Raw genomic sequence first — 19,859 nt, 5'->3', positions numbered from 1 at the left:
TGTTCGCCCCGCTATTCACCTATCCCGACCGCTTTAGTAGGTTAATGCCGTGACCAGGAAAGACACCGCCGCCACGGCCCTCACCCTGACCGACGCGCGCCGGCTGCGGGCCGACCGCGCCCGGCAGGTGGCCGACGTCCTGCGCCGCCGGGTGCTGGACGGGGACTTCGCGGACGGCGCGCTGCCCGCCGAGACCGCGCTCGTCGCCGAGTTCGCCGCCACGCGCAACACCGTGCGCGAGGCGCTCGACCTGCTGCGCGCCGAGGGCCTGGTCGAGCGCTGTCCCGGCGTCGGCACGGTGGTGGTGTCGCGCAAGTACCCGCACGGCCTGGAGCGGCTGCGCGGCCTGGCCGAGACGCTGCGCGAGCACGGCGAGATCGTCAACGAGGTGCGCACCAGCGGGCTGATCGCCCCGCCGCGCGAGATCTCGGCCCGGCTGCGGCTGCCCGCGGGCGAGCCGGTCGTCTACATCGAGCGGCTGCGCAGCCTGAACGGGCTGCCGCTGTCGCTCGACCTCACCTACCTGGCCCGCGACCTCGGCGAGCCGCTGCTGGCCGAGGACCTGGCCGGCACCGACGTGTTCGTGCTGCTGGAGCGCCTGGCCGGGCAGCCGCTCGGGCACGCCGAGGTCACCCTGGAGGCGGTCAACGCCGACCCGCACTCGGCCGCGACGCTCGGCGTCCCGCGCGGCGCCGCGCTGCTCATGGCCGAGCGCCTCACCCACCTGTCCGACGGCCGCCCGGTGGACCTGGAGTTCATCCGCTTCCGCGGCGACCGGATCGCCATGAGCGGCCTGCTCACCCGCAACTGACCCCCTGGAGACCCCCATGTCGCTGGTCGACTCCCGCGCCGACGTCCCGGTGACGGTGGACGAGGCGCTCTGCATCGACGGCTGCACCCTCTGCGTCGACGTCTGCCCCCTCGACGCCCTGGCCATCCACCCCGAGACCGGCAAGGCCTACATGCACGTCGACGAGTGCTGGTACTGCGGCCCCTGCGCCGACCGCTGCCCGACGGGCGCGGTGACCGTGAACATGCCCTACCTGCTCCGCTGAAGGAAAGACGAGAATGAGACGCCTCACCGCTGCCGCCGCCGCTGCCCTCCTCCCCCTGGCCGCCGGCTGCACGGTCGCCGGGAACGCCGACAGCGGCGGCGCCGTCCGCGTCGTGGTCGGCTACCAGTCCAAGACGATCAACACCGTCACCGCCGGGACGCTGCTGCGCTCGCTCGGCTACTTCGAGAAGCGCCTGGCCGAGCTCGGCAAGGCCGAGGGCCGCAGGTACTCCGTCGTCTGGCAGGACTACGACACCGGCGCCCCGATCACCGCGCAGATGCTCGCCGGGAAGATCGACATCGGCTCGATGGGCGACTACCCGCTGCTGATCAACGGGTCCCGGGCGCAGGCGCAGGGCGGCGACGCCCGCACCGAGCTGGTCTCGATCACCGGCTACAACCTGCGCGGCGCGCTGAACAGCGTCGTCGTCGCCAACGGCTCCACCGCCAGGACGCTGCGCGACCTGCGCGGCAGGACGGTCTCCACCAGCGTCGGCTCGGCCGGGCACGGCACGTTCGTGCAGGCGTTCAAGCGGCTCGGCCTGGACCCGGCCAAGGACGTCAAGGTCGAGAACCAGCAGCCGTCGGTCGGCGCGTCCAAGCTGCAGTCCGGCGGCGCCGCCGGGCTCGCCCAGTTCGTCGCCTGGCCCGGCCTGCTGGTGAACAAGGGGCAGGCGCGGCTGCTGTACGACGGCGGCTCCCTCGGCGTGCCGACCTTCCACGGCGTGGTGGTCCGCAAGGCGTTCGCGGGGGAGAAGGGCAAGGTGCTGCAGGCCTTCCTCGGCGCGCAGGCCGACGCGACCCGCTACCTCAACACCGAGCCGGTCAAGGCCGCCGAGTCGGTCGCGTCCGCGACCGGGCTGCCCGCCGAGACCGTCTACCTCTACAACGGCGCGGGCGGCATCGCCACGTTCGGCACCGAGATCAAGCCGGAGCTGCGCGCCGCGTTCGCGCAGGACGTCCCGTTCCTGAAGTCGATCGGGGTGCTGCAGAAGCCCCTGGACGTCCAGTCCTTCATCAACGACTCCTACCTGAAGCAGGCGAACCTCCCGGCCGTCGAACCCGCCCGGATCAAGGGCACCGACGAGGTCTGCAAGAAGCCCGTCACCGACCCGGCCACCGCCGGCGAGGTCTGGGTGGCGGGGGAGGCCGCGCCGCGGCCCGTCGCCGACGCGGTGTGCCTGCTGCGCAACGTCAGGGCGCTGCAGGGCAAGCAGATCCGGGCCGTCTACGTCCCCGACGCCGCCAACGGCACCCGCTGGTTCGCCGACAAGCAGATCTGGGTCGCCGACGGCGCGGCGTTCAAGCCGTTCGCCACCCAGGAGGGCGCGCAGAGGTACCTGTCGGCCCACCCCGGCGCCAAGGCGGTCTCCTACGACGAGGCGGTGCGGCGCGCGTGAGGATCCCCCCGATCGTGGTCAGAGCGGCGTCGCTCGCCGCCGCGCTGCTCGCCTGGCACGCGCTGACCAGCGCGAACGTCCGGCTGTGGGTCCGGTTCGACCGGTTCCCCGGCCCGCTGGAGGTGGCCCGCGAGTTCGGCCGCCAGCTCGGCCAGGCCCGCTTCTACGAGGACGTCGCGCAGAGCCTGGTGCGCATCCTGTCCGGGTTCGCGCTCGCCGCCGTCCTCGGCATCGCCCTCGGCATCGCCGTCGCCCGGTCGCGGTGGGCGGCGAACCTGCTGCAGCCGCTGTTCGAGGTGGCCCGGCCGATCCCGGCGATCGCGCTCGTGCCCGTCGCGATCCTGCTGTTCCCCGCCAACGAGCAGGGGATCGTGTTCATCACCTTCGTCGCGGCGTTCTTCCCCGTCCTGGTCAGCACCCGGCACGCGGTGCGGGCGCTGCCGGCGGTCTGGGAGGAGGCGGTGCGCACGCTCGGCGGCGGCCGGCTGCGGGTCCTCGCCCAGGTGGTGCTGCCGGGCGTGCTGCCCGGGGTGTTCGGCGGCCTGTCGGTCGGCATGGGCGTCGCCTGGATCTGCGTGATCTCCGCCGAGATGATCTCGGGCGACTTCGGCACCGGCTACCGCACCTGGCAGGCCTACACGATCGTCGACTACCCCGGCGTGCTGGTCGGGATGATCACGATCGGGCTGCTGGGCTGGCTGACCTCCGCCGCGGTCGAGCTCGCTGGCCGCCGCCTCACCCGCTGGAGGACCTCATGAGCGGACCCGACGGGCTCGCCCTGCGCGCCGAGGGCGTCGCGCTCGGCTACGGCGGCCGTCCCGTCGTCACCGACCTGGACCTGGACGTGCGGCCCGGCGAGGTGCTGGTGATCGCCGGACCGTCCGGCTGCGGCAAGTCCACCCTGCTGCGCGCGTTCGCCGGGCTGCTGCCCGCCGCCGCCGGGCGGGTCACCGCGGGCGGCGAACCGGTCACCGGGCCGTCGGCCGACCGCGCGCTGGTCTTCCAAGACGACGCCCTGCTGCCGTGGCGGACCGCCCGCCGCAATGTCGAGTTGCCCCTGGCCATCCGCGGCGTCCCGCGCGGGGAGCGCCGCGAGCGCGCCGCGCACTGGCTGGAGCGCGTCGGCCTCGCCGACGCCGCCGGACGGCTGCCGCGCGAGCTGTCGGGCGGGATGCGCCAGCGCGTCCAGCTCGCCCGCGCCCTCGCCGGCGAGCCCCGCGCGATCCTCATGGACGAGCCGTTCGGCGCCCTGGACGCCCAGACCCGCGCCACCATGCAGCGCCTGCTGGTGGAGGTGCTGGCGAGTGCCCCCGCCACCGTGGTGTTCGTGACCCACGACGTCGACGAGGCGCTGCTGATCGGCGACCGGGTCGTGGTGCTCGGCCCGCGCGGCGTCGCCGCCGAGGTCCGCCCCGGCACCGGCGCCCCCGACCACATCCTGCGGGACCGGCTGCTCAGCGCGCTCGGTGCCCGCGACGAGACGAAAGAGGCCGTCTGATGCGGATCCCCGACCCCGCCGAGCGCCGCGAGCTGCGCTGCGACGTGCTCGTCGTCGGCGGCGGCACCGCCGGCACCATGGCCGCGATCACCGCCGCCGAGCACGGCGCGTCGGTGCTGCTGCTGGAGAAGGCGCACGTGCGGCACTCCGGCGCCCTCGCCATGGGCATGGACGGCGTCAACAACGCCGTCGTCCCCGGCAAGGCCGAGCCCGCCGACTACGTCGCCGAGATCACCCGCGCCAACGACGGGATCGTCAACCAGGCGACCGTCCACCAGACCGCCACCCGCGGCTTCGCCATGGTCAAGCGCCTGGAGAGGTACGGGGTGAAGTTCGAAAAGGACGAGCACGGCGAGTACGCCGTGCGCCGGGTGCACCGCTCCGGCTCCTACGTGCTGCCCATGCCCGAGGGCAAGGACGTCAAGAAGGTCCTGTACCGGGTGCTGCGGCAGCGCTCCATCCGGGAGAAGGTGCGGATCGAGAACCGGGTGATGCCGGTGCGCGTCCTCACCGAGAACGGCCGGGCGGTCGGCGCGGTCGGGTTCGACACCCGCACCGGCGAGTTCGTCACCGTCGCGGCGGGCGCGGTGATCCTGGCGACCGGGCCGTGCGGGCGGCTCGGCCTGCCCGCGAGCGGCTACCTGTACGGCACCTACGAGAACCCGACCAACGCCGGCGACGGCTACGCCATGGCCTACCACGCCGGGGCCGAGCTGAGCGGCATCGAGTGCTTCCAGATCAACCCGCTGATCAAGGACTACAACGGGCCGGCCTGCGCCTACGTGGCCAACCCCTTCGGCGGCTACCAGGTCAACGCCGCCGGGGAGCGGTTCGTCGACTGCGACTACTGGTCCGGGCAGATGATGGCCGAGGTCAAACGCGAGATCGACTCCGCGCGCGGCCCGATCTACCTCAAGCTGAGCCACCTGCCCGACGAGACGCTCACCGCGCTCGAGGACATCCTGCACACCACCGAGCGGCCGACCCGCGGCACCTTCCACGCCGGGCGCGGCCACGACTACCGCACCCACGACGTGGAGATGCACATCTCCGAGATCGGCCTCTGCGGCGGGCACTCGGCGTCGGGCGTGTGGGTGGACGAGCACGCCCGCACCACCGTCCCCGGCCTGTACGCGGCGGGCGACCTGGCCTGCGTCCCGCACAACTACATGATCGGCGCGTTCGTCTTCGGCGACCTGGCCGGCGAGCACGCCGCGTCCCACCCGCAGGACGCGCCCGCCGCGCTGCCCGAGGACCAGGTGCGGGCCGCGCACGAGCTGATCTACCGGCCGCTGCGCAACCCCGGCGGGCCGCCGCAGCCGCAGGTGGAGTACAAGCTGCGCCGGTTCGTCAACGACTACGTCGCGCCGCCGAAGACCGGCGCCAAGCTCGCGCTCGCGGTCGAGACGTTCGCCCGGATGGAGACCGAGATCGCGCAGATGGGCGCGCGCACCCCGCACGAGCTGATGCGCTGCGCCGAGGTCACCTTCATCCGCGACTGCGCCGAGATGGCCGCCCGGTCGTCGCTGACGCGGGCCGAGAGCCGCTGGGGCCTCTACCACGACCGCGCCGACCTGCCCGAGCGCGACGACGCCGAGTGGTTCTTCCACCTCAACCTGCGGCGGCGCGAGGACGGGCTGATGGAGTTCGTCAAGCGGCCCGTCGCGCCCTACATCGTGCCGGTGGAGGAGTTCACCGTGCCCGAGCCGGGCGAGCCCGTCGTGCTCGGCGCCGCCGACGAGGGCTTCACCGCGGCGCCCGCGGCGGCCGGCGGGGAGGCGCGGCGCGGCCCGGCCGTCGGCCGCTCCCCGCGCATCCTGGAGCTGCTGGAACTGGCCGAGCGCGGCCCCGACCTCGCCGCGATCACGCCCTACCTGGCCGATCCCGACCCCAAGGTGCGGCGCGCGGCCGTCGCGACGCTGACCGAGGTCGTGCCGGACGGGGTCGCCGGGGCGCTCGCGGGCGCGCTCGCCGACCCGCACGGGTCGGTCCGGCACGCCGCCGCGACCGCGCTGCGCGAGCTGGTGGAGGTGCTGCCCGCCACGCCCGCCGTCCGCGCGGACCTGATCGCCGTCCTGGACAGCCCGGACGCGCAGGTCCGCGCCGTCGTCCTGGACGTGCTGCGGGCGCTGCGCCTCGGCGACGCGGCCCTGTACGCCGTCGCGCTCACCGACCCCGACCACCGGGTCCGGCTGCAGGCCGTGCGGGGCCTGGTCGCCCACGACGACGCCGCCGGGGTGGCGCGGGCCGCCGCCGACTCCGCGCGCGAGGTGCGGGTGGCCGTCGCGCACGGCCTCGGCACGATCGGCGACCCGTCCGTCCCGCCGGACGCGCTGCTCGCCGACGCCGACCCGCTGGTGCGGGCGGCGGCGCTGGAGGCGCTCGCCGGGATCGGCTGCCCGCCGCCGCACGACCAGGCCGCCGTCGCCGCGCTGCACGACCCGGCCTGGCAGGTGCGCACCGGCGCCGCCCGGGGCCTCGCCGCCGCCGATCCGGCGCTGGCCGCCGACCCGCTGATCAAGGCGCTCGCCGACCCGCACCTGGACGTGCGCAAGGCCGCGGTGATCTCCCTCGGCCGGTGGGCGGACGACCCGGCCGTCGCGGCGGCGCTGGAGGCGGCGGGCGCCGACACCGACGCCGACGTGCGCGCCTACGCCAGAAGGGCGCTCGCCGTGCGCTGAGCACGCGGTGTCAACGCGCGCTGAGCACGACGATGGCGGCGGTGACCGCGATCTCCACCAGGGCGCCGAGGACGTCCCCGGTCACCCCGCCGAGCCGCCGCCCGGCGTGCCACAGCATCGCCAGCGCCGCCGCGAGCCCCGCCGCGACCGCGAGCACGCCGGGCCACCCGGCGACCGCGGCCGCCGCGGCGACGACGGCGGTCAGCGGCACCAGCGCGCGCACCGGGACGGTCCCGGCGACCAGGTCGCCGAGGCCGCCCGGCCGCGCCGACGGCACCCCGGCGCGGCAGGCCCACGGCAGCGCGAGCCGCCCGGCCACCGCGGCGACCAGGACCGCGAGCGCCGGGTGCGGCGCCGCCGCCAGCGCCGCGACCTGGATGAACAGCACGAACAGCAGCGTCACCACGCCGAACGGGCCGATGTCGGACCGCTTCATGATCGCCAGGGCGTCCGCGGCCGGTCTGCGGCTGCCGAGGCCGTCGGCGAGGTCGGCCAGGCCGTCCAGGTGCAGGGCGCGGGTCAGCGCCGCCGTCGCGCCGACCGCGAGGGCCGCGCCGAGCAGCGGGCTCAGGCCGAGCGGGCGGGCCGCGAGCAGCACCAGCGCCGCGCCGCCGCCGACGACCAGGCCGGTGAGCGGCGCCAGGACCATCGCCCAGCGGGCGGCGTCCCGGTCCACCCGGCCGACCTTCAGCGGCACGACGGTCAGCAGCGTCACCGCCAGGCGCAGGCCGTCGATCACGGCAGGTCCAGCACGCGGCCCGCGACGACCAGCGCGGCGTCCTCGGCCTCGGCCGCCAGCCGCTGGTTCAGCGAGCCGAGCACGTCGCGGAACAGCCGCCCGGACGCCGTCGTGGGCACCAGCGACAGCCCGACCTCGTCGCTGACCGCCACCACCCGCGCCGCCGTGCCGCGCCAGGCCGCGACCAGCGCGTCCACCCGGGGAGCGACGGCGGCGGGGTCGTCCCACGCGCCGGTCTCGTCCATCGCCGCCGCGACCCAGGTGCCGATGCCGTCCACCAGCAGGACCCCGTCGTGGGAGGCCAGCACGTCCGCCACGTCGGTGGTCTCGACCGTCTCCCACCAGGCGGGCCGCCGGTCGCGGTGCGCGGCGACCCGCGCCGCCCACTCCGGATCGTCCGACCCGGTCGCGCCGGTCGCCACGTAGGTGACCGCCGGCTCGGCGATCAGCCGCAGCTCGGCCTCGGCGGACTTGCCCGACCGGGACCCGCCGAGCACCAGCGTGCGGCGCGGCGGGCCGTCCGCCCAGTGCCGCAGGCGCCGCGCCAGCTCGGCCGGGCGGAGCCGCCCGCCCGGCAGGGCGTGCACGGCGGTCCGCGCCGTCACCGCCCCGGTGCGGCGCAGCCACCCCAGATGGCCGGGAACGTCCTCAAGGTCCAGCAGCACCGCGTCGTAGACCGCGCCGGCGACCGGTTCCGGCCGGGCGCCCGGCCCGGCCGCGACCAGGAACCGCCGCCCGTCCGGGGCCGCGAGCTCGTGCCCGCCGGGCACCTCGCGGCGCGGCAGGCCGCCGCCCGTCAGTGTTTCGATGTCCATGGTGATCGAAAACTCTAGGCGGCGGTGGGAATCGGTCATCAACAGGGGAGACGATACGTTCGCAGTGTTCTTCGACGCGAGGAGATCCCGTGGGCGAACCCCCCAACGCGCCATGGCCCGGCGCGCAGCCCCCCGGCGGCCCCGGCTACGGGCCGCCCGGCCCTCCGGGCATGCCCTGGGCGCCCGGCCCGCCGATGCCGCAGCCGCCGCGCCGCGGCCCCGGCCTGGCGATCGCGCTGGTCGCCGGCGCGCTGACGATCCTGCTGGTGGCGGCCATCGCGATCGTGCTGGTCCTGCGCGGCGACGACAAGGGCGGCGGAGGCGGCGGCGGGCCGGTCGAGCTGAAGGTCGGCCAGGTCGCGGGCGGCGCCGAGGCCCGGCCCGGCCCCGACGGCAGCCTCGCCATGGCCCGGCCCGGCGTCGAACGGCCGCTGGTGGAGGTCTACGAGGACTTCGCCTGCGACCACTGCGGCAAGTTCGACAAGATGCACGACCCGATGCTGAAAGAGCTCGCCGTCGCGGGCAAGGCCAAGGTCGTCTTCCGGCCGCTGGTGGTGTTCTCCGCCGGCACCGAGCCCGCCTACGGCAACTCGCTGCGCGCCGCGTCCGCCCAGCGCTGCCTCGGCGACGGCGCGCACTGGCTCGCCTACCAGGACGCGCTCTACGAGCATCAGCCCGCCACGCTGAACACCCGCGGCTACGAACTGGACGACCTGGTGTCCTACGCGGCGCCCCTCGGCATCACCGACGAGGTCTTCCGCAAGTGCGTGACCTCGCAGCAGGAGTCGGCGTCGGTGCTGGCCGTCAGCCGCGGCTACCTGGCCGCCGGCCTGCAGGGCACGCCCGCCGTCCGGCTGAACGGCGTCCTGCTCCCGGCCGACAAGACCGGGACGCCCGAGGCGTTGCGCGCGGCCATCGAGTCGGGAGGCTGATCGAATGACTAGTGTCGGCGGCGACAGGGGTGACTGGGAGGTCGAGCAGATGGCGTGGAGCTGGCGGTTGGAGAAGCCCGGCGGGGAGGTGGCCGGGACGTCGGAGGAGACGTTCTCCACCCAGGCCGACGCGGAGACGTGGCTGGGGGAGAACTGGCGCGCCCTGCGCGCCGACGGGATCGAGCAGGTGGTCCTGCTGGACGGCGACGCCGTCGTCTACCCGATGAGCCTGAGCGACCCGGGCTGACCGGTCGGCGGGGCGGGAACGCGACCGCCCCGCCGTCAGCGGACCTTCTCGCCCAGCTTGACCTGCGGGGCGGGCTGGCGCAGCCGGCGGATCTGCATCGCGCGCATCGCCGCGTACATGCCGACGCCCTTCTGGTCCTCGTCGGGGTAGCGTTCGGAGGCGATCCTCTTGATGCCGCGGCTGAGGAACAGGCCCTCGGCCAGCACGACGATCAGCAGCAGCGGCGGGGCGAACAGCGTGAGCGTCCGCGCCGCCACGCCGACCGGGATCAGCGAGATCGCGACGATGACGAACATGAAGTACATGAGGTAGGAGCCGACGGTCCGGCGCGAGTCGACGTAGTCGCGGGCGAGCCGGCGGACCGGGCCCTTGTCCCTTTTGAGGAGGTACTTCTCGTCCCCCCGGGACATGCCCTCGCGGACCTTGACGCGGTCGGCGGCCTGCCGTTCCCGCAGCTTCTGGTAGGCCTCCTTGCGGGTGGAGGGGGCCGTGATCGGCTGGCGGCGCCGCTTCTCGGCCTCGCTGCGCTTGGGCGTGGGGCGGCCCTTACCTCCCGGCTTTACGACCTGCGGAGGATTCTCGGGGGCTTCCTGGGTACGACGTCGGAACACGAGGATCAGCCTACCGGCTGCGAACATCGTGGCTGCCTCGCGCGTTAACGCGTAGGGTGATAACCCCAACAGTGGTCATTGAGCCCAGTTTGCGACTGAGCGACAGCACACGAAGGGACCGGCGCCGGCGCGATGAGCGTGATGAAGCGAATGTCGATGGTCTTCAAGTCCAAGGCCAACAAGGCACTGGACCGTATGGAAGACCCTCGGGAGACTTTGGACTACTCCTATCAGCGCCAGCTGGAGATGCTGCAGAAGGTCCGCCGGGGCGTCGCCGACGTCGCGACCTCGCGCAAGCGCCTGGAGCTGCAGATCAACCAGCTCGAGGGCCAGCAGAACAAGCTGACCGAGCAGGGCAAGAAGGCCCTGCAGGTGGGGCGCGAGGACCTGGCCCGCGAGGCCCTGACCCGGCGGGCGGGGCTGGACGGCCAGCTGAACGACCTGCGCGCCCAGTACCAGCAGCTGCAGGGCGAGGAGGAGAAGCTGACCCTGGCCTCGCAGCGGCTGCAGGCCAAGGTGGACTCGTTCCGCACCCGCAAGGAGACGATCAAGGCCACCTACACCGCGGCCGAGGCGCAGACCAAGATCAACGAGGCCTTCTCCGGCATCTCCGAGGAGATGGGCGACGTCGGCCTGGCGATCCAGCGGGCCGAGGAGAAGACCGAGAACATGAAGGCCCGGGCCGGGGCGATCGACGAGCTGCTGGCCTCGGGCGCGCTGGAGGACTTCTCCGGGCCCAAGGACGACATCCAGGCCGAGCTCGACCGGATGGGGTCGGGTCCCGGCGTCGACCTGGAGCTGGAGCGGCTGAAGGCCGAGCTCGGCCAGGGCCCCGCGCCCAAGCAGCTGAACCCCGGCGCGCAGCAGGCGCAGCAGCAGCCGCACGACACCCCGCAGCAGGCCCAGTGGCCGCAGCAGCCGGGAGGCCACCAGTGATCGTCCGCATCATGGGCGAGGGGCAGCTGGACGTGGCCGCGGACGACCTGGCCGCCCTCAACGCGCTCGACGCCGAGCTGGAGGAGGCGATCGGCGCCGGCGACGAGGCGGCGTTCCGCACCGCGCTGCACGCGCTGCTGGACAACGTCCGCAAGGTCGGCCGGCCGGTCCCCGAGGACAGCCTGAAGCCGTCCGAGCTGATCCTGCCGCCGGCCGACGCCGACATCGGCGAGGTGAAGGGCATGCTCGGCGAGGAAGGGCTCATCCCGGACTGAGCCCGCACTGGGCACAGCAGGCCGCGGGTGGGGGCGCCGGGGGAGGGCGCCGTCCGCCCGCGTCGCGTCCGGGCACGAAAGACCCCGCTCCGATCGTCTCCCCAAGTGACGGATCAGGCAGGACCAGGGGGTGGAGATGGCCCGGACGCGTTACGCGTCGGACCGCGGGTTGACCTCGCGGATGCTGGTGACGATGTTCCTGCTGGGGCTGGTGTACGTCGTCTTCGTCGGCGCGTTCTTCGTGATCGCGCCGAAGTGGGGCGGGATCGCGCTGGCGGTCGCGGTGGTGTTCCTGCTCGCGCAGTACTTCTTCAGCGACCGCCTCACGCTGTTCGCCATGCACGGCCGGGAGGTCTCGCCCGAGGAGGCGCCCGAGCTGCACGGCGTGATCGACCGCATCTGCGCCATGTCGGACGCGCCGAAGCCCAAGGTCGCGATCGCCGACACCGACGTGCCGAACGCGTTCGCGACCGGCCGCAACCAGAAGAAGGCCGTGGTCTGCGTCACGACCGGCCTGCTGCGCCGGCTCGACCCGGTCGAGCTGGAGGGCGTGCTCGCGCACGAGATGGCGCACGTGGCGCACCGGGACGTGGCGGTGATGACCATCGCCTCCTTCCTCGGCGTGTGCGCCGGGCTGATCACCCGGTTCGGCCTGGAGTGGGGCCTGTGGGGCGGGTTCAACCGGCGGGACAACAACGACCAGAACACCGGGCTGATCCTGCTGATGGTGGTCGCGGTCAGCGCGGTCGCCTACGCGATCAGCTTCCTGCTGACGCGGGCCCTGTCGCGCTACCGCGAGCTGTCGGCCGACCGCGCCGCGGCGCTGCTGACCGGCCGCCCGTCGGCGCTGGCCAGCGCGCTCACCAAGGTCTCGGGGGAGATCGCGCGGATCCCGAGCCGGGACCTGCGCTCGGCCGAGCCGTTCAACGCGTTCTTCTTCGCGCCGGCCCTCACCAAGGGGTTCAGCGTCTCGGCGCTGTTCTCCACCCACCCGTCGCTGGACAAGCGGCTCGCCCAGCTGCAGAAGATCTCCGGCCAGCTCGGCCGAGGGGAGTGACATGGGGTTCCTGGACACGCTGCTCGGCCGCTCCAAGCCGGTGCAGCCCGATCTGGACCGGCTGTTCGCGCTGTCCACGGCGGCGGTGACGCTGGAGGCGGCGACCGGGTTCAAGCCGACCGGGCTCGGGTCGGTGTGCTTCCGCGCCGCCGAGGGCGGCGCCTTCGCCCGCCTGCAGCAGGACGTGCAGGAGCTGCTGGACGCCGACGACGGCCCCAAGGTCGAGATCAGCCAGGACTCCTACGGCTACACCTGGCTGCTCGCCAGGCACGACCCCCGGGAGGTCGGCCGGGGTGGGTTGGTCGGGGAAGACGTCGATGTCCCTGGCCTGGTCACCGATCTGCACGCGGTGAACGCCACGCTGGAGTCCGGCGGGTTCGGGCCGCAGCTGCTGTGCTCCCTGGCCGGGTTCCAGGGGCCCGGCGGGCAGCGGCTCGCCCTCGTCTACCTGTACAAGCGCGGCACGTTCTACCCGTTCGCGCCGCTGCCCGGCGACCGCCGCGACAACGCCCTGGAGATCCAGGTGAAGGGCGCCGTCGGCGCCGACCTGCCGTTCGAGGAGGATCTCGGCCGCTGGTTCCCGGTGTGGGGCGCGCCCGGCCTCTGATCCCGCCCGTGCCCGGTTCTGTGTCATCGGGCACGGTCGCGCCGCGCCGATCGTCCTAGGGTCGGAAAGGCTCCCGCGGACGAAGGGGTCCCATGGCGGCTTCGCGGTTCACCTCCGATTCCGGCCTGACCCGCCGGATGCTGTTCACGATGCTGCTGGTGGCGCTGGTCTACGTGGCCGCGGCGCTGCCGGCGTTCCGGCTCGGCCCCGGCTGGGGCCTCGCCGCCGTCGCGGCGCTCGTGGCGGCCGCCGTCGCGCTCTGCCGCTCCATGGACCGGTTCGTGCTGTGGGTGACCGGGGCGCGCGTGGTGGACGCGGCCGAGGAGCCCGAGCTGCACGCGATCGTCGAGATGCTCTGCATGACCTGCGACCTGCCGAAGCCCCGGGTCGCCGTGCTGGACCTGGACGTGCCGAACGCGTTCGCCGCCGGGTCCGGCCCGGGGACCGCCGTGCTGTGCGTCACCGAGGGGCTGCGGCGGCGCCTGGAGCCCGCCGAGCTGGCGGCGGTGCTCGCCCACGAGGCCGCGCACGTCGTCAACCGGGACGTGCTGATCACCGCCGTCGCGGCGTTCCCCGCGATGTGCGCCGGGACGCTGCTGTCCTGGTGGGCGGCGCCGCGCGGCGCGGCCGGGCTGCTCGCCCGGGTCGTGCTGGCGCCGGTCGCGGCGGCCGCGTTCGTGCTGTACTGCCTCGGCACCGTCACCGGGATGGCGCTGTCGCGGCACCGGGAGCTCTGCGCGGACGCCACCGGCTCCCTGTGCACCGGGCGTCCTGGCGACCTCGCCGCCGCGCTCGCCAGGATCGGCGCGGCGGCCGGCGACGCCACGCCCGCCGACCGGCGCGCGCTGCGGCCGGTCAGCGCGCTCTGCGTGGTGCCGGCGCGGCTGCTGTCGACCCACCCGGCGATGGACCGGCGCCAGGCCCGGCTGACCATGCTCTCCCAGCGGCTGGCGGCCGGGACGTGAGAGGACCGCTCGGCCCGCTGCTCGGCCGGTCGGCGCCGCCCGAGCCCGTCCTGGACCGGCTGTTCGCGCTCGCGGACGTCGCCGGGCCGCTCGCGGCGGCCACCGGGTTCACCCCGGGCGGGACCGGCGCGGTCGCGCACCGGTCGGTCGAGGGCGGGCCGTTCGGCGCGTTCGCCCGCACCCACCGCGAGGTGCTGAGGCTGCTGCGCTCGGGCGCCGCCCCCGAAGTGGAGACGTGCGAGGACGAGCACGGGTGGGCCTGGATCCGGATCGGCCGCCCGCCGGGCACGCTCGGCGAGCTGCCCGGCGACCTGCACATGGTCAACGCGCTGCTGCAGGAGGGCGGGTTCGGGCCGTACCTGCTCTGCTCGGTCGTCTGCTTCGAGCGCGGCCCGGCCCGGCTCGGCCTGGTCCACCTGTACCGGCGCGGCACGTTCTACCCGTACGCGCCGCTACCGGGCGGGCGCCGCGACGCCGGCCTGGAACGCGAGGCCGCCGCCGCGCTCGCCGGTGAGATCCCCGTCGAACCCGACACCGGCCGCTGGTTCCCTGTCAGGGACGCGCCGGGGCTGTGACAGGCTCGCGTCCATGAACGCACACCCCTGGGAGCACCCCCGCTACTGCGACGCCGCCGAGACCGAGATCACCGCGTTCGGGGACGCGGCCGGCCGGGCGGACGCCACGGCGCCGGTGCCGTCCTGTCCCGGCTGGGACGTCGCCGAACTGGTCCGCCACCTCGGCGGCACGCACCGCTGGGCGGGCGGCCTGGTGCGGGAGCGCGCCGAGCGCGTGATGGGCCGCCGCGAGCTCGGCGTGACCTTCCCGCAGGACGCCGATGAGCTGTGGCCCTGGTACAAGGACGGCGCCGCCGCGCTGCTGGACGTGCTGCGCGGCACCGCCCCGGACACGCCCGTATGGACCTGGGGACCGGGCGGGACCGCGGGCTGGTGGGCGCGCCGGATGCTGCACGAGACCGCCGTGCACCGCGCCGACGCCGAGCTCGCCCTCGGCGAGCGCCCGCAGGTGGCGCCGGACGTCGCGCTGGACGGCATCGAGGAGCTGTTCACCAACCTGGGCGCCGCCGCCGTTTTCGCGCCCGGCGTCGACCAGCTGCGCGGCGAGGGCGAGACGATCTCCTTCACCGCCGCCGACGCCGGCCTCCACTGGCAGGTCCGGCTGCTGCCCGAGGGCTTCGCGTGGACCCGGGCGGACGGCCCGGACGGCGCGCACGCGGGGATGCGCGCCGCCGCCTCGGACCTCTACCTGTTCCTGTGGGGCCGCCGCAAGCTCGGCGACCCCGCCCTGCGGACCAGCGGCGACGAGGCGCTGCTGATCCGCTGGGTGGAGCACAGCGCCGTCTGACCGCTACGGCAGCGCCAGCATCTGGTCGAGGGCGACGCGGGCGTAGTGGGCGGTCTCGGCCTCGACCTCGATGCGGTTGGGGACCTTGCCCTGCACCAGCTCCTCCAGCGCCCAGACCAGGTGCGGCAGGTCGATCCGGTTCATCGTCGAGCAGAAGCACACGGCCTTGTCCAGGAACATCACGTTCTTGTCCGGGTGCTCGCTCGCCAGCCGCTTGACCAGGTTCAGCTCGGTGCCGATGGCCCACGAGGACCCGGCGGGCGCGGCCTGGAGGGTCTTGATGATGAACTCGGTCGACCCGACCAGGTCGGCCGCGGTCACGACCTCGTGCTTGCACTCGGGGTGCACGAGGACGTTCACGCCGGGGACGCGCGCGCGCACGTCGTCCACCGACTCCTTGCTGAAGCGGCCGTGCACCGAGCAGTGCCCGCGCCACAGGATCATCTTGGCGCCGGCGAGCTCGCCGTCGCTCAGGCCGCCGTTCGGGCGGTGCGGGTTGTAGACGACGCAGTCGTCCAGGGAGAAGCCCATCTCCAGCACGGCGGTGTTGCGGCCGAGGTGCTGGTCGGGCAGGAACAGCACCTTGGAGCCCTTGGCGTAGGCCCAGTCCAGCGCGCGCTTGGCGTTGGAGGAGGTGCACACCACGCCGCCGTGCCGGCCGACGAACGCCTTGATGTCGGCGGAGGAGTTCATGTAGGTGACGGGCACCACGTCATCGGCGATCCCGGCGTCCTCCAGGGCCTCCCAGCACTCCTCGACCTGGTCGAAGGTCGCCATGTCGGCCATCGAGCAGCCGGCCGCCAGGTCCGGGAGCACGACCTGCTGGTGGGGCGCGGTGAGGATGTCGGCGGATTCGGCCATGAAGTGGACGCCGCAGAACACGATGTAGGGGGCGTCGGGGCGGGCGGCGGCCTGCTGGGCCAGCTTGAACGAGTCGCCGGTCACGTCCGCGAACTGGATCACTTCGTCGCGCTGGTAGTGGTGGCCGAGGACGAACACCCGGTCGCCGAGCGCGGCCTTGGCGGCCCGCGCGCGCGCCACCAGGTCGGGGTCGGACGCGGGCGGCAGCTCGCCGGGGCAGTCCACGCCGCGCTCGCTGGCGGGGTCGGAACCGGAGCCGAGCAGCAGCAGCGGAAGGTCGCGCACAGGGGTGGTCACGGGAGTCTCCCTTCCTGCGACGGGGACTTATCGTCGCTTTGACGACTAATGATGGCATATGACGGCCGTGCCCGCTCCGGGCAGGGGGGTGTGCGGCGGATCACAGCAGGCCGCGGGCCCTGAGCGGTCCGGTGCGAATCACCGCCGATAAGCGGAATGGCCCGGGCGCGAGGTACGTTGTCCTACGGAAGAGGCGTACGACGTCCTCGAGGACAAGCGACAGTTCACCGCCGCCATGGCGGTGTGGCGAGACCCGGGAGCTGAACACATGACGGTTTCAGGCGAGACCACGCAGGAGACCACGCAGCAGGGCGTCATCCTCACCGACGCCGCTGCCGAGAAGGCCAGGGGCCTGCTGGAGCAGGAGGGCCGCGACGACCTCGCACTGCGTGTCGCCGTGCAGCCGGGCGGCTGCTCGGGCCTGATCTACCAGCTGTTCTTCGACGAGCGCGAGATGGACGGCGACCAGGTCCAGGAGTTCGACGGCCTGAGCGTGCGGGTCGACCGGATGAGCGCCCCCTACCTGACCGGCGCCACCATCGACTTCGTGGACTCGATCGAGAAGCAGGGCTTCACGATCGACAACCCGAACGCCTCGGGCTCCTGCGCCTGCGGCGACTCGTTCAACTAAGGCGCGCGGCGCCGGGCGTACCGGCGCGAACGCCCCTGAGAGCGGTCCGGACCCCGGTGTCCGGACCGCTCTTTTCGTGTGCCCGGGCCTTTGCGCGAGGTGGGTCCTGCGATCGGATGGGAAGTAGTCTGTGTCGGCCCGCGGCCCCGCTGGGTTGAGAAACAGCCGGTGAATCAGCCGGACGAGACACCAACGAGGAGAGCGACGCAGTGCGCATCGCCGTGACCGGATCCATCGCCACCGATCATCTGATGACCTTCCCCGGACGGTTCACCGACCAGCTCATGCCCGACCGCCTCGACCGCGTCTCGCTGTCGTTCCTGGTCGACGAGCTGGAGATCCGCCGCGGCGGCATCGCCGCCAACATCTGCTTCGGCATGGGCAGCCTCGGCCAGCCCGGCATCCTGGTCGGCGCGGTCGGCGACGACTTCGCCGACTACCGCTCCTGGCTGGAGCGCCACGGGGTGGACACCGCGTCGGTGCACGTCTCCGAGCTGCACCACACCGCCCGGTTCCTGTGCACCACCGACCAGGACCAGAACCAGATCGCCTCGTTCTACACCGGCGCGATGAGCGAGGCCCGGCTGATCGAGCTCGGCCCGGTCGCGGGCCGCGTCGGCGGGCTGGACCTGGTGCTGGTCTGCGCCAACGACCCCGAGGCGATGCTGCGGCACAGCGACGAGTGCCGCAGCCGCGGCATCGCGTTCGCCGCCGACCCCTCCCAGCAGCTGGCCCGGATGGAGGGCCCCGAGGTCCGCCGGCTGATCGACGGCGCCGCCTACCTGTTCTCCAACGAGTACGAGAAGGCCCTGGCCGAGGAGAAGACCGGCTGGTCCGACGCCGAGATGCTGTCCCGCGTCGGCATCCGGATCACCACGCTCGGCGCCAAGGGCGTGACGATCGACGGCGCCGGGCACGAGGGGCTGCACGTCCCCGCCGTCCCGGTGGCCGAGGTGGTGGACCCGACCGGCGGCGGCGACGCGTTCCGCGCCGGGTTCCTGTCCGCGACCGCGTGGGGGCTGTCGCTGGAGCGCGCCGCGCAGGTCGGCAACCTGACCGCCGCGCACGTGCTGGAGGCCGCCGGGCCGCAGGAGTACACCCTCACCAGGGCCGCCTTCCTCGCCCGCCTCGCCGCCGCCTACGGCGACGACGCGGCCGCCGAGGTCGAGCCGCACCTGGCCGGCGTCACCGCCTGACCGCGGCGCTCGTGAAGGGCCGCCGCCGCGGGGCGCCGGCGGCCCTTTCAGTACGTGCGGCGGATGTGGAAGCCCCAGCCGCCGTGCGGCAGGGTCTCCTCCCGGACGAAGTCCTGCGACTTCATCCGGCACCAGGCGGGCACGTCGGTGCGCGCGGCCGCGTCGTCGGCGAGCACCGCGACGATCTGGCCGACCGGCACCTCGCGGATCCGCTCGGCCAGCATGATGATCGGGATCGGGCACTTGCGGCCGAGCGCGTCGATCACCAGCACCGGCGGCGGGCCGGCCGGGACGGCGGGCTCGGGCGGGGGGGCCTCGCTCTCGCGACGGGTACGGCCTCGGAACCTCATGGGCGCGGCCGCCTCTCTGTGCTGTCCACGGGGGTGATCGTGCTGTCCACGGCGTTGGTCATGCCGGGCTCACACCGGCGTCGCGGCGCAGCCGGGCGACGGCGTCCGGCAGCACGGCCAGCAGCCGGTCGACGTCGGCGGACCTGACGCCACGCGGCAGCGATACCCGGACGTTCCCATGGGTAATCACCCCCATCGCCTCCAGTACGTGACTGGGTCGCAGCGTATCCGCCGTGCATGAACTTCCGGACGAAACCGCAAAACCCAGGCGGTCCAGTTCGGTCAGCAGCGCCTCGCCCTCGACGTACAGGCAGGAGAAGGTCACCAGGTGCGGCAGTCGCCGCACCGGGTCGCCGACGACCTGCACGTCGGGGATGTCCCGCGGCACCCGCTCGCGGACGCGCTCCACCAGGGCCGACAGGCGCGGCCCCTCGGTGGCCATCTCGGCCCGGTAGGCCTCCAGCGCCGCCGCCGCCGCGACCGCGCCCGGCACGTTCTCGAAGCCGGGCACCCGGCGGCCCTCGCGCTCGTCCTCGGGCAGCGGCGACCGCCAGCGGGTGCCCTTGCGGATCACCAGGACGCCGACGCCGGGCGGCCCGCCCCACTTGTGCGCGCTCGCGGCCAGGAAGGACCAGCCCTCCGGGACGTCCGCCCGGCCCGCTGTCTGCGCGGCGTCGACCAGCAGCGGCACGCCCGCCGCGCGGCACGCCTGCGCGACCTCGCCGACCGGCTGCACCGTGCCGACCTCGTGGTTGGCCGACTGCAGGCACGCCAGCGCCGTGTCGGGACGCAGCGCGGCGGCGAACTCCGCCGGATCGACCCGGCCGCCGCGGTCCACCCCGACGACGGTGACCTCGCCGCCGTCGCGCTCGTGCAGGGACGCGGCGTGCAGCACGCTGGAGTGCTCCACCGCGCTCACCACCAGATGCCGCCCGGTGCGCCGCCGGGCGCGCGCGCCGCCGAGCAGCGCCAGATGCACCGCCTGGGTGCCGGAGGTGGTGAAGGCCACCTCGTCCGCGCGCGCGCCGAGCACCGCCGCGACACGCGCACGGGCTTGGTCGAGTTGCATCCGGGCGGCGCGTGCCGCACCGTACAGTCGCGCGGGGTCGGCCCACGCCCCGTCCAGCGCGCCGAGCAGTGCGGCGCGCGCGGCGGGGTGGAGTGGCTCGGTGGAGGCGGCGTCGAAGTAGGCGCCGGCGAGGTCGGTGTCAGCCACGCCATGAACACTAACCGGCACCCGGGACGGGGTACCCGGGACCCTCGCGCTAATGTGTCCACCAAACATGTAACAACTGATCTCACTGCCCGGGAGTTCCCTGGGCTCTCATCCGTGGGGAAGGCATTC

General features: G+C 74.0%; 23 protein-coding genes. 17 read left to right on the top strand and 6 right to left on the bottom strand.

Going from position 1 to position 19,859, the window contains the following annotated elements; translation table 11 throughout:
* Positions 1–49 precede the first annotated feature (49 nt).
* The 6 genes from ACRB68_RS02775 to ACRB68_RS02750 are packed head-to-tail and all read left to right on the top strand — an operon-like array spanning position 50 to position 6,633.
* Positions 50–811 carry a GntR family transcriptional regulator gene (locus ACRB68_RS02775; RefSeq protein ID WP_328593670.1) on the top strand — a complete coding sequence of 254 codons (762 nt, stop codon included), beginning with the start codon at positions 50–52 and terminating at the stop codon, positions 809–811.
* Between the two features lie 16 nt (positions 812–827).
* Entirely contained in the window at positions 828–1,055 is a 228-nt protein-coding gene (locus tag ACRB68_RS02770) for a 4Fe-4S dicluster domain-containing protein (RefSeq protein ID WP_153530684.1), read from the top strand.
* Positions 1,056–1,068: 13 nt separating this feature from the next.
* Positions 1,069–2,454, top strand: a complete 1,386-nt coding sequence (locus tag ACRB68_RS02765) for an ABC transporter substrate-binding protein (RefSeq protein WP_153530683.1) — start codon at positions 1,069–1,071, stop codon at positions 2,452–2,454.
* Positions 2,451–3,212, top strand: coding sequence for an ABC transporter permease (locus ACRB68_RS02760; protein WP_194293281.1), 762 nt, complete (start codon positions 2,451–2,453; stop codon positions 3,210–3,212). Before ACRB68_RS02765 ends, ACRB68_RS02760 begins: the two co-directional genes overlap by 4 nt.
* A complete protein-coding gene (locus ACRB68_RS02755) occupies positions 3,209–3,952 on the top strand; it encodes an ABC transporter ATP-binding protein (protein ID WP_153530682.1) in 744 nt (247 codons plus the stop codon). Before ACRB68_RS02760 ends, ACRB68_RS02755 begins: the two co-directional genes overlap by 4 nt.
* Positions 3,952–6,633: a fumarate reductase/succinate dehydrogenase flavoprotein subunit gene (locus ACRB68_RS02750; RefSeq protein WP_153530681.1), complete on the top strand. Its 2,682-nt coding sequence runs from the start codon at positions 3,952–3,954 to the stop codon at positions 6,631–6,633. The genes ACRB68_RS02755 and ACRB68_RS02750 overlap by 1 nt, the downstream gene beginning before the upstream one ends.
* Positions 6,634–6,643: 10 nt before the next feature.
* On the opposite strand, the gene ACRB68_RS02745 is transcribed toward ACRB68_RS02750, so the two are convergent.
* Together ACRB68_RS02745 and ACRB68_RS02740 are read right to left on the bottom strand one after the other, a co-directional pair.
* Positions 6,644–7,372 (bottom strand): adenosylcobinamide-GDP ribazoletransferase, encoded by a 729-nt coding sequence (locus ACRB68_RS02745; protein ID WP_328593669.1) that lies wholly within the window; start codon positions 7,370–7,372, stop codon positions 6,644–6,646.
* The gene (locus ACRB68_RS02740) at positions 7,369–8,187 is read right to left on the bottom strand and encodes a bifunctional adenosylcobinamide kinase/adenosylcobinamide-phosphate guanylyltransferase (protein ID WP_235958713.1); all 819 of its coding nucleotides are present in this window, start codon (positions 8,185–8,187) and stop codon (positions 7,369–7,371) included. Before ACRB68_RS02740 ends, ACRB68_RS02745 begins: the two co-directional genes overlap by 4 nt.
* 89 nt (positions 8,188–8,276) lie before the next feature.
* Here ACRB68_RS02740 and ACRB68_RS42345 point away from each other — a divergent pair, with 89 nt between their 5' ends.
* Positions 8,277–9,119: a DsbA family protein gene (locus tag ACRB68_RS42345; protein WP_153530679.1), complete on the top strand. Its 843-nt coding sequence runs from the start codon at positions 8,277–8,279 to the stop codon at positions 9,117–9,119.
* Positions 9,120–9,123: 4 nt separating this feature from the next.
* Entirely contained in the window at positions 9,124–9,366 is a 243-nt protein-coding gene (locus tag ACRB68_RS02730; RefSeq protein WP_328593668.1) for a hypothetical protein, read from the top strand.
* Positions 9,367–9,401: 35 nt separating this feature from the next.
* Here ACRB68_RS02730 and ACRB68_RS02725 read toward each other — a convergent pair whose 3' ends face one another.
* Complete coding sequence (locus ACRB68_RS02725) at positions 9,402–9,977, bottom strand: DUF3043 domain-containing protein (RefSeq protein WP_328593667.1); 576 nt, start codon at positions 9,975–9,977, stop codon at positions 9,402–9,404.
* Positions 9,978–10,109: 132 nt separating this feature from the next.
* On the opposite strand from ACRB68_RS02725, the gene ACRB68_RS02720 reads away from it, so the two are divergent.
* From ACRB68_RS02720 to ACRB68_RS02690, 7 genes are all read left to right on the top strand, one after another.
* Positions 10,110–10,913 carry a PspA/IM30 family protein gene (locus ACRB68_RS02720; protein WP_153530677.1) on the top strand — a complete coding sequence of 268 codons (804 nt, stop codon included), beginning with the start codon at positions 10,110–10,112 and terminating at the stop codon, positions 10,911–10,913.
* On the top strand, positions 10,910–11,188 hold the full coding sequence (pspAA, locus tag ACRB68_RS02715) for a PspA-associated protein PspAA (RefSeq protein ID WP_328593666.1): 279 nt from the start codon (positions 10,910–10,912) through the stop codon (positions 11,186–11,188). Before ACRB68_RS02720 ends, pspAA begins: the two co-directional genes overlap by 4 nt.
* A gap of 136 nt (positions 11,189–11,324) precedes the next feature.
* The gene (htpX, locus tag ACRB68_RS02710) at positions 11,325–12,245 is read left to right on the top strand and encodes a zinc metalloprotease HtpX (protein ID WP_153530676.1); all 921 of its coding nucleotides are present in this window, start codon (positions 11,325–11,327) and stop codon (positions 12,243–12,245) included.
* Position 12,246: 1 nt separating this feature from the next.
* Positions 12,247–12,852, top strand: a complete 606-nt coding sequence (gene pspAB, locus ACRB68_RS02705; protein ID WP_153530675.1) for a PspA-associated protein PspAB — start codon at positions 12,247–12,249, stop codon at positions 12,850–12,852.
* A gap of 92 nt (positions 12,853–12,944) precedes the next feature.
* Positions 12,945–13,817, top strand: a complete 873-nt coding sequence (locus ACRB68_RS02700; RefSeq protein WP_153530674.1) for a M48 family metalloprotease — start codon at positions 12,945–12,947, stop codon at positions 13,815–13,817.
* Entirely contained in the window at positions 13,814–14,392 is a 579-nt protein-coding gene (gene pspAB / locus ACRB68_RS02695) for a PspA-associated protein PspAB (protein WP_328593665.1), read from the top strand. The genes ACRB68_RS02700 and pspAB (ACRB68_RS02695) overlap by 4 nt, the downstream gene beginning before the upstream one ends.
* Before the next feature lie 13 nt (positions 14,393–14,405).
* Positions 14,406–15,179 (top strand): maleylpyruvate isomerase family mycothiol-dependent enzyme, encoded by a 774-nt coding sequence (locus ACRB68_RS02690; protein ID WP_153530673.1) that lies wholly within the window; start codon positions 14,406–14,408, stop codon positions 15,177–15,179.
* A 3-nt stretch (positions 15,180–15,182) separates the two neighbouring features.
* Here the strand turns inward: ACRB68_RS02690 and nadA are convergent, their stop codons facing one another.
* Positions 15,183–16,337, bottom strand: coding sequence for a quinolinate synthase NadA (nadA, locus tag ACRB68_RS02685; RefSeq protein WP_328593664.1), 1,155 nt, complete (start codon positions 16,335–16,337; stop codon positions 15,183–15,185).
* Positions 16,338–16,605: 268 nt separating this feature from the next.
* On the opposite strand from nadA, the gene ACRB68_RS02680 reads away from it, so the two are divergent.
* Both ACRB68_RS02680 and ACRB68_RS02675 read left to right on the top strand, forming a co-directional pair.
* The gene (locus ACRB68_RS02680; protein WP_153530672.1) at positions 16,606–16,968 is read left to right on the top strand and encodes a HesB/IscA family protein; all 363 of its coding nucleotides are present in this window, start codon (positions 16,606–16,608) and stop codon (positions 16,966–16,968) included.
* A 209-nt stretch (positions 16,969–17,177) separates the two neighbouring features.
* Positions 17,178–18,164 (top strand): carbohydrate kinase family protein, encoded by a 987-nt coding sequence (locus ACRB68_RS02675; protein ID WP_328593663.1) that lies wholly within the window; start codon positions 17,178–17,180, stop codon positions 18,162–18,164.
* 47 nt (positions 18,165–18,211) lie between these two features.
* On the opposite strand, the gene ACRB68_RS02670 is transcribed toward ACRB68_RS02675, so the two are convergent.
* Together ACRB68_RS02670 and ACRB68_RS02665 are read right to left on the bottom strand one after the other, a co-directional pair.
* A complete protein-coding gene (locus tag ACRB68_RS02670; protein ID WP_235958712.1) occupies positions 18,212–18,514 on the bottom strand; it encodes a sulfurtransferase TusA family protein in 303 nt (100 codons plus the stop codon).
* Positions 18,515–18,572: 58 nt separating this feature from the next.
* Positions 18,573–19,730 carry a cysteine desulfurase family protein gene (locus tag ACRB68_RS02665; RefSeq protein ID WP_328593662.1) on the bottom strand — a complete coding sequence of 386 codons (1,158 nt, stop codon included), beginning with the start codon at positions 19,728–19,730 and terminating at the stop codon, positions 18,573–18,575.
* Positions 19,731–19,859: the final 129 nt, after the last annotated feature.

Source organism: Actinomadura macrotermitis (assembly GCF_009604375.1).
GTDB classification, from domain to species: domain Bacteria; phylum Actinomycetota; class Actinomycetes; order Streptosporangiales; family Streptosporangiaceae; genus Spirillospora; species Spirillospora macrotermitis.
Note: the sequence above shows the minus strand (reverse complement) of the source record. Positions and strands in the feature narration are given on the sequence as shown.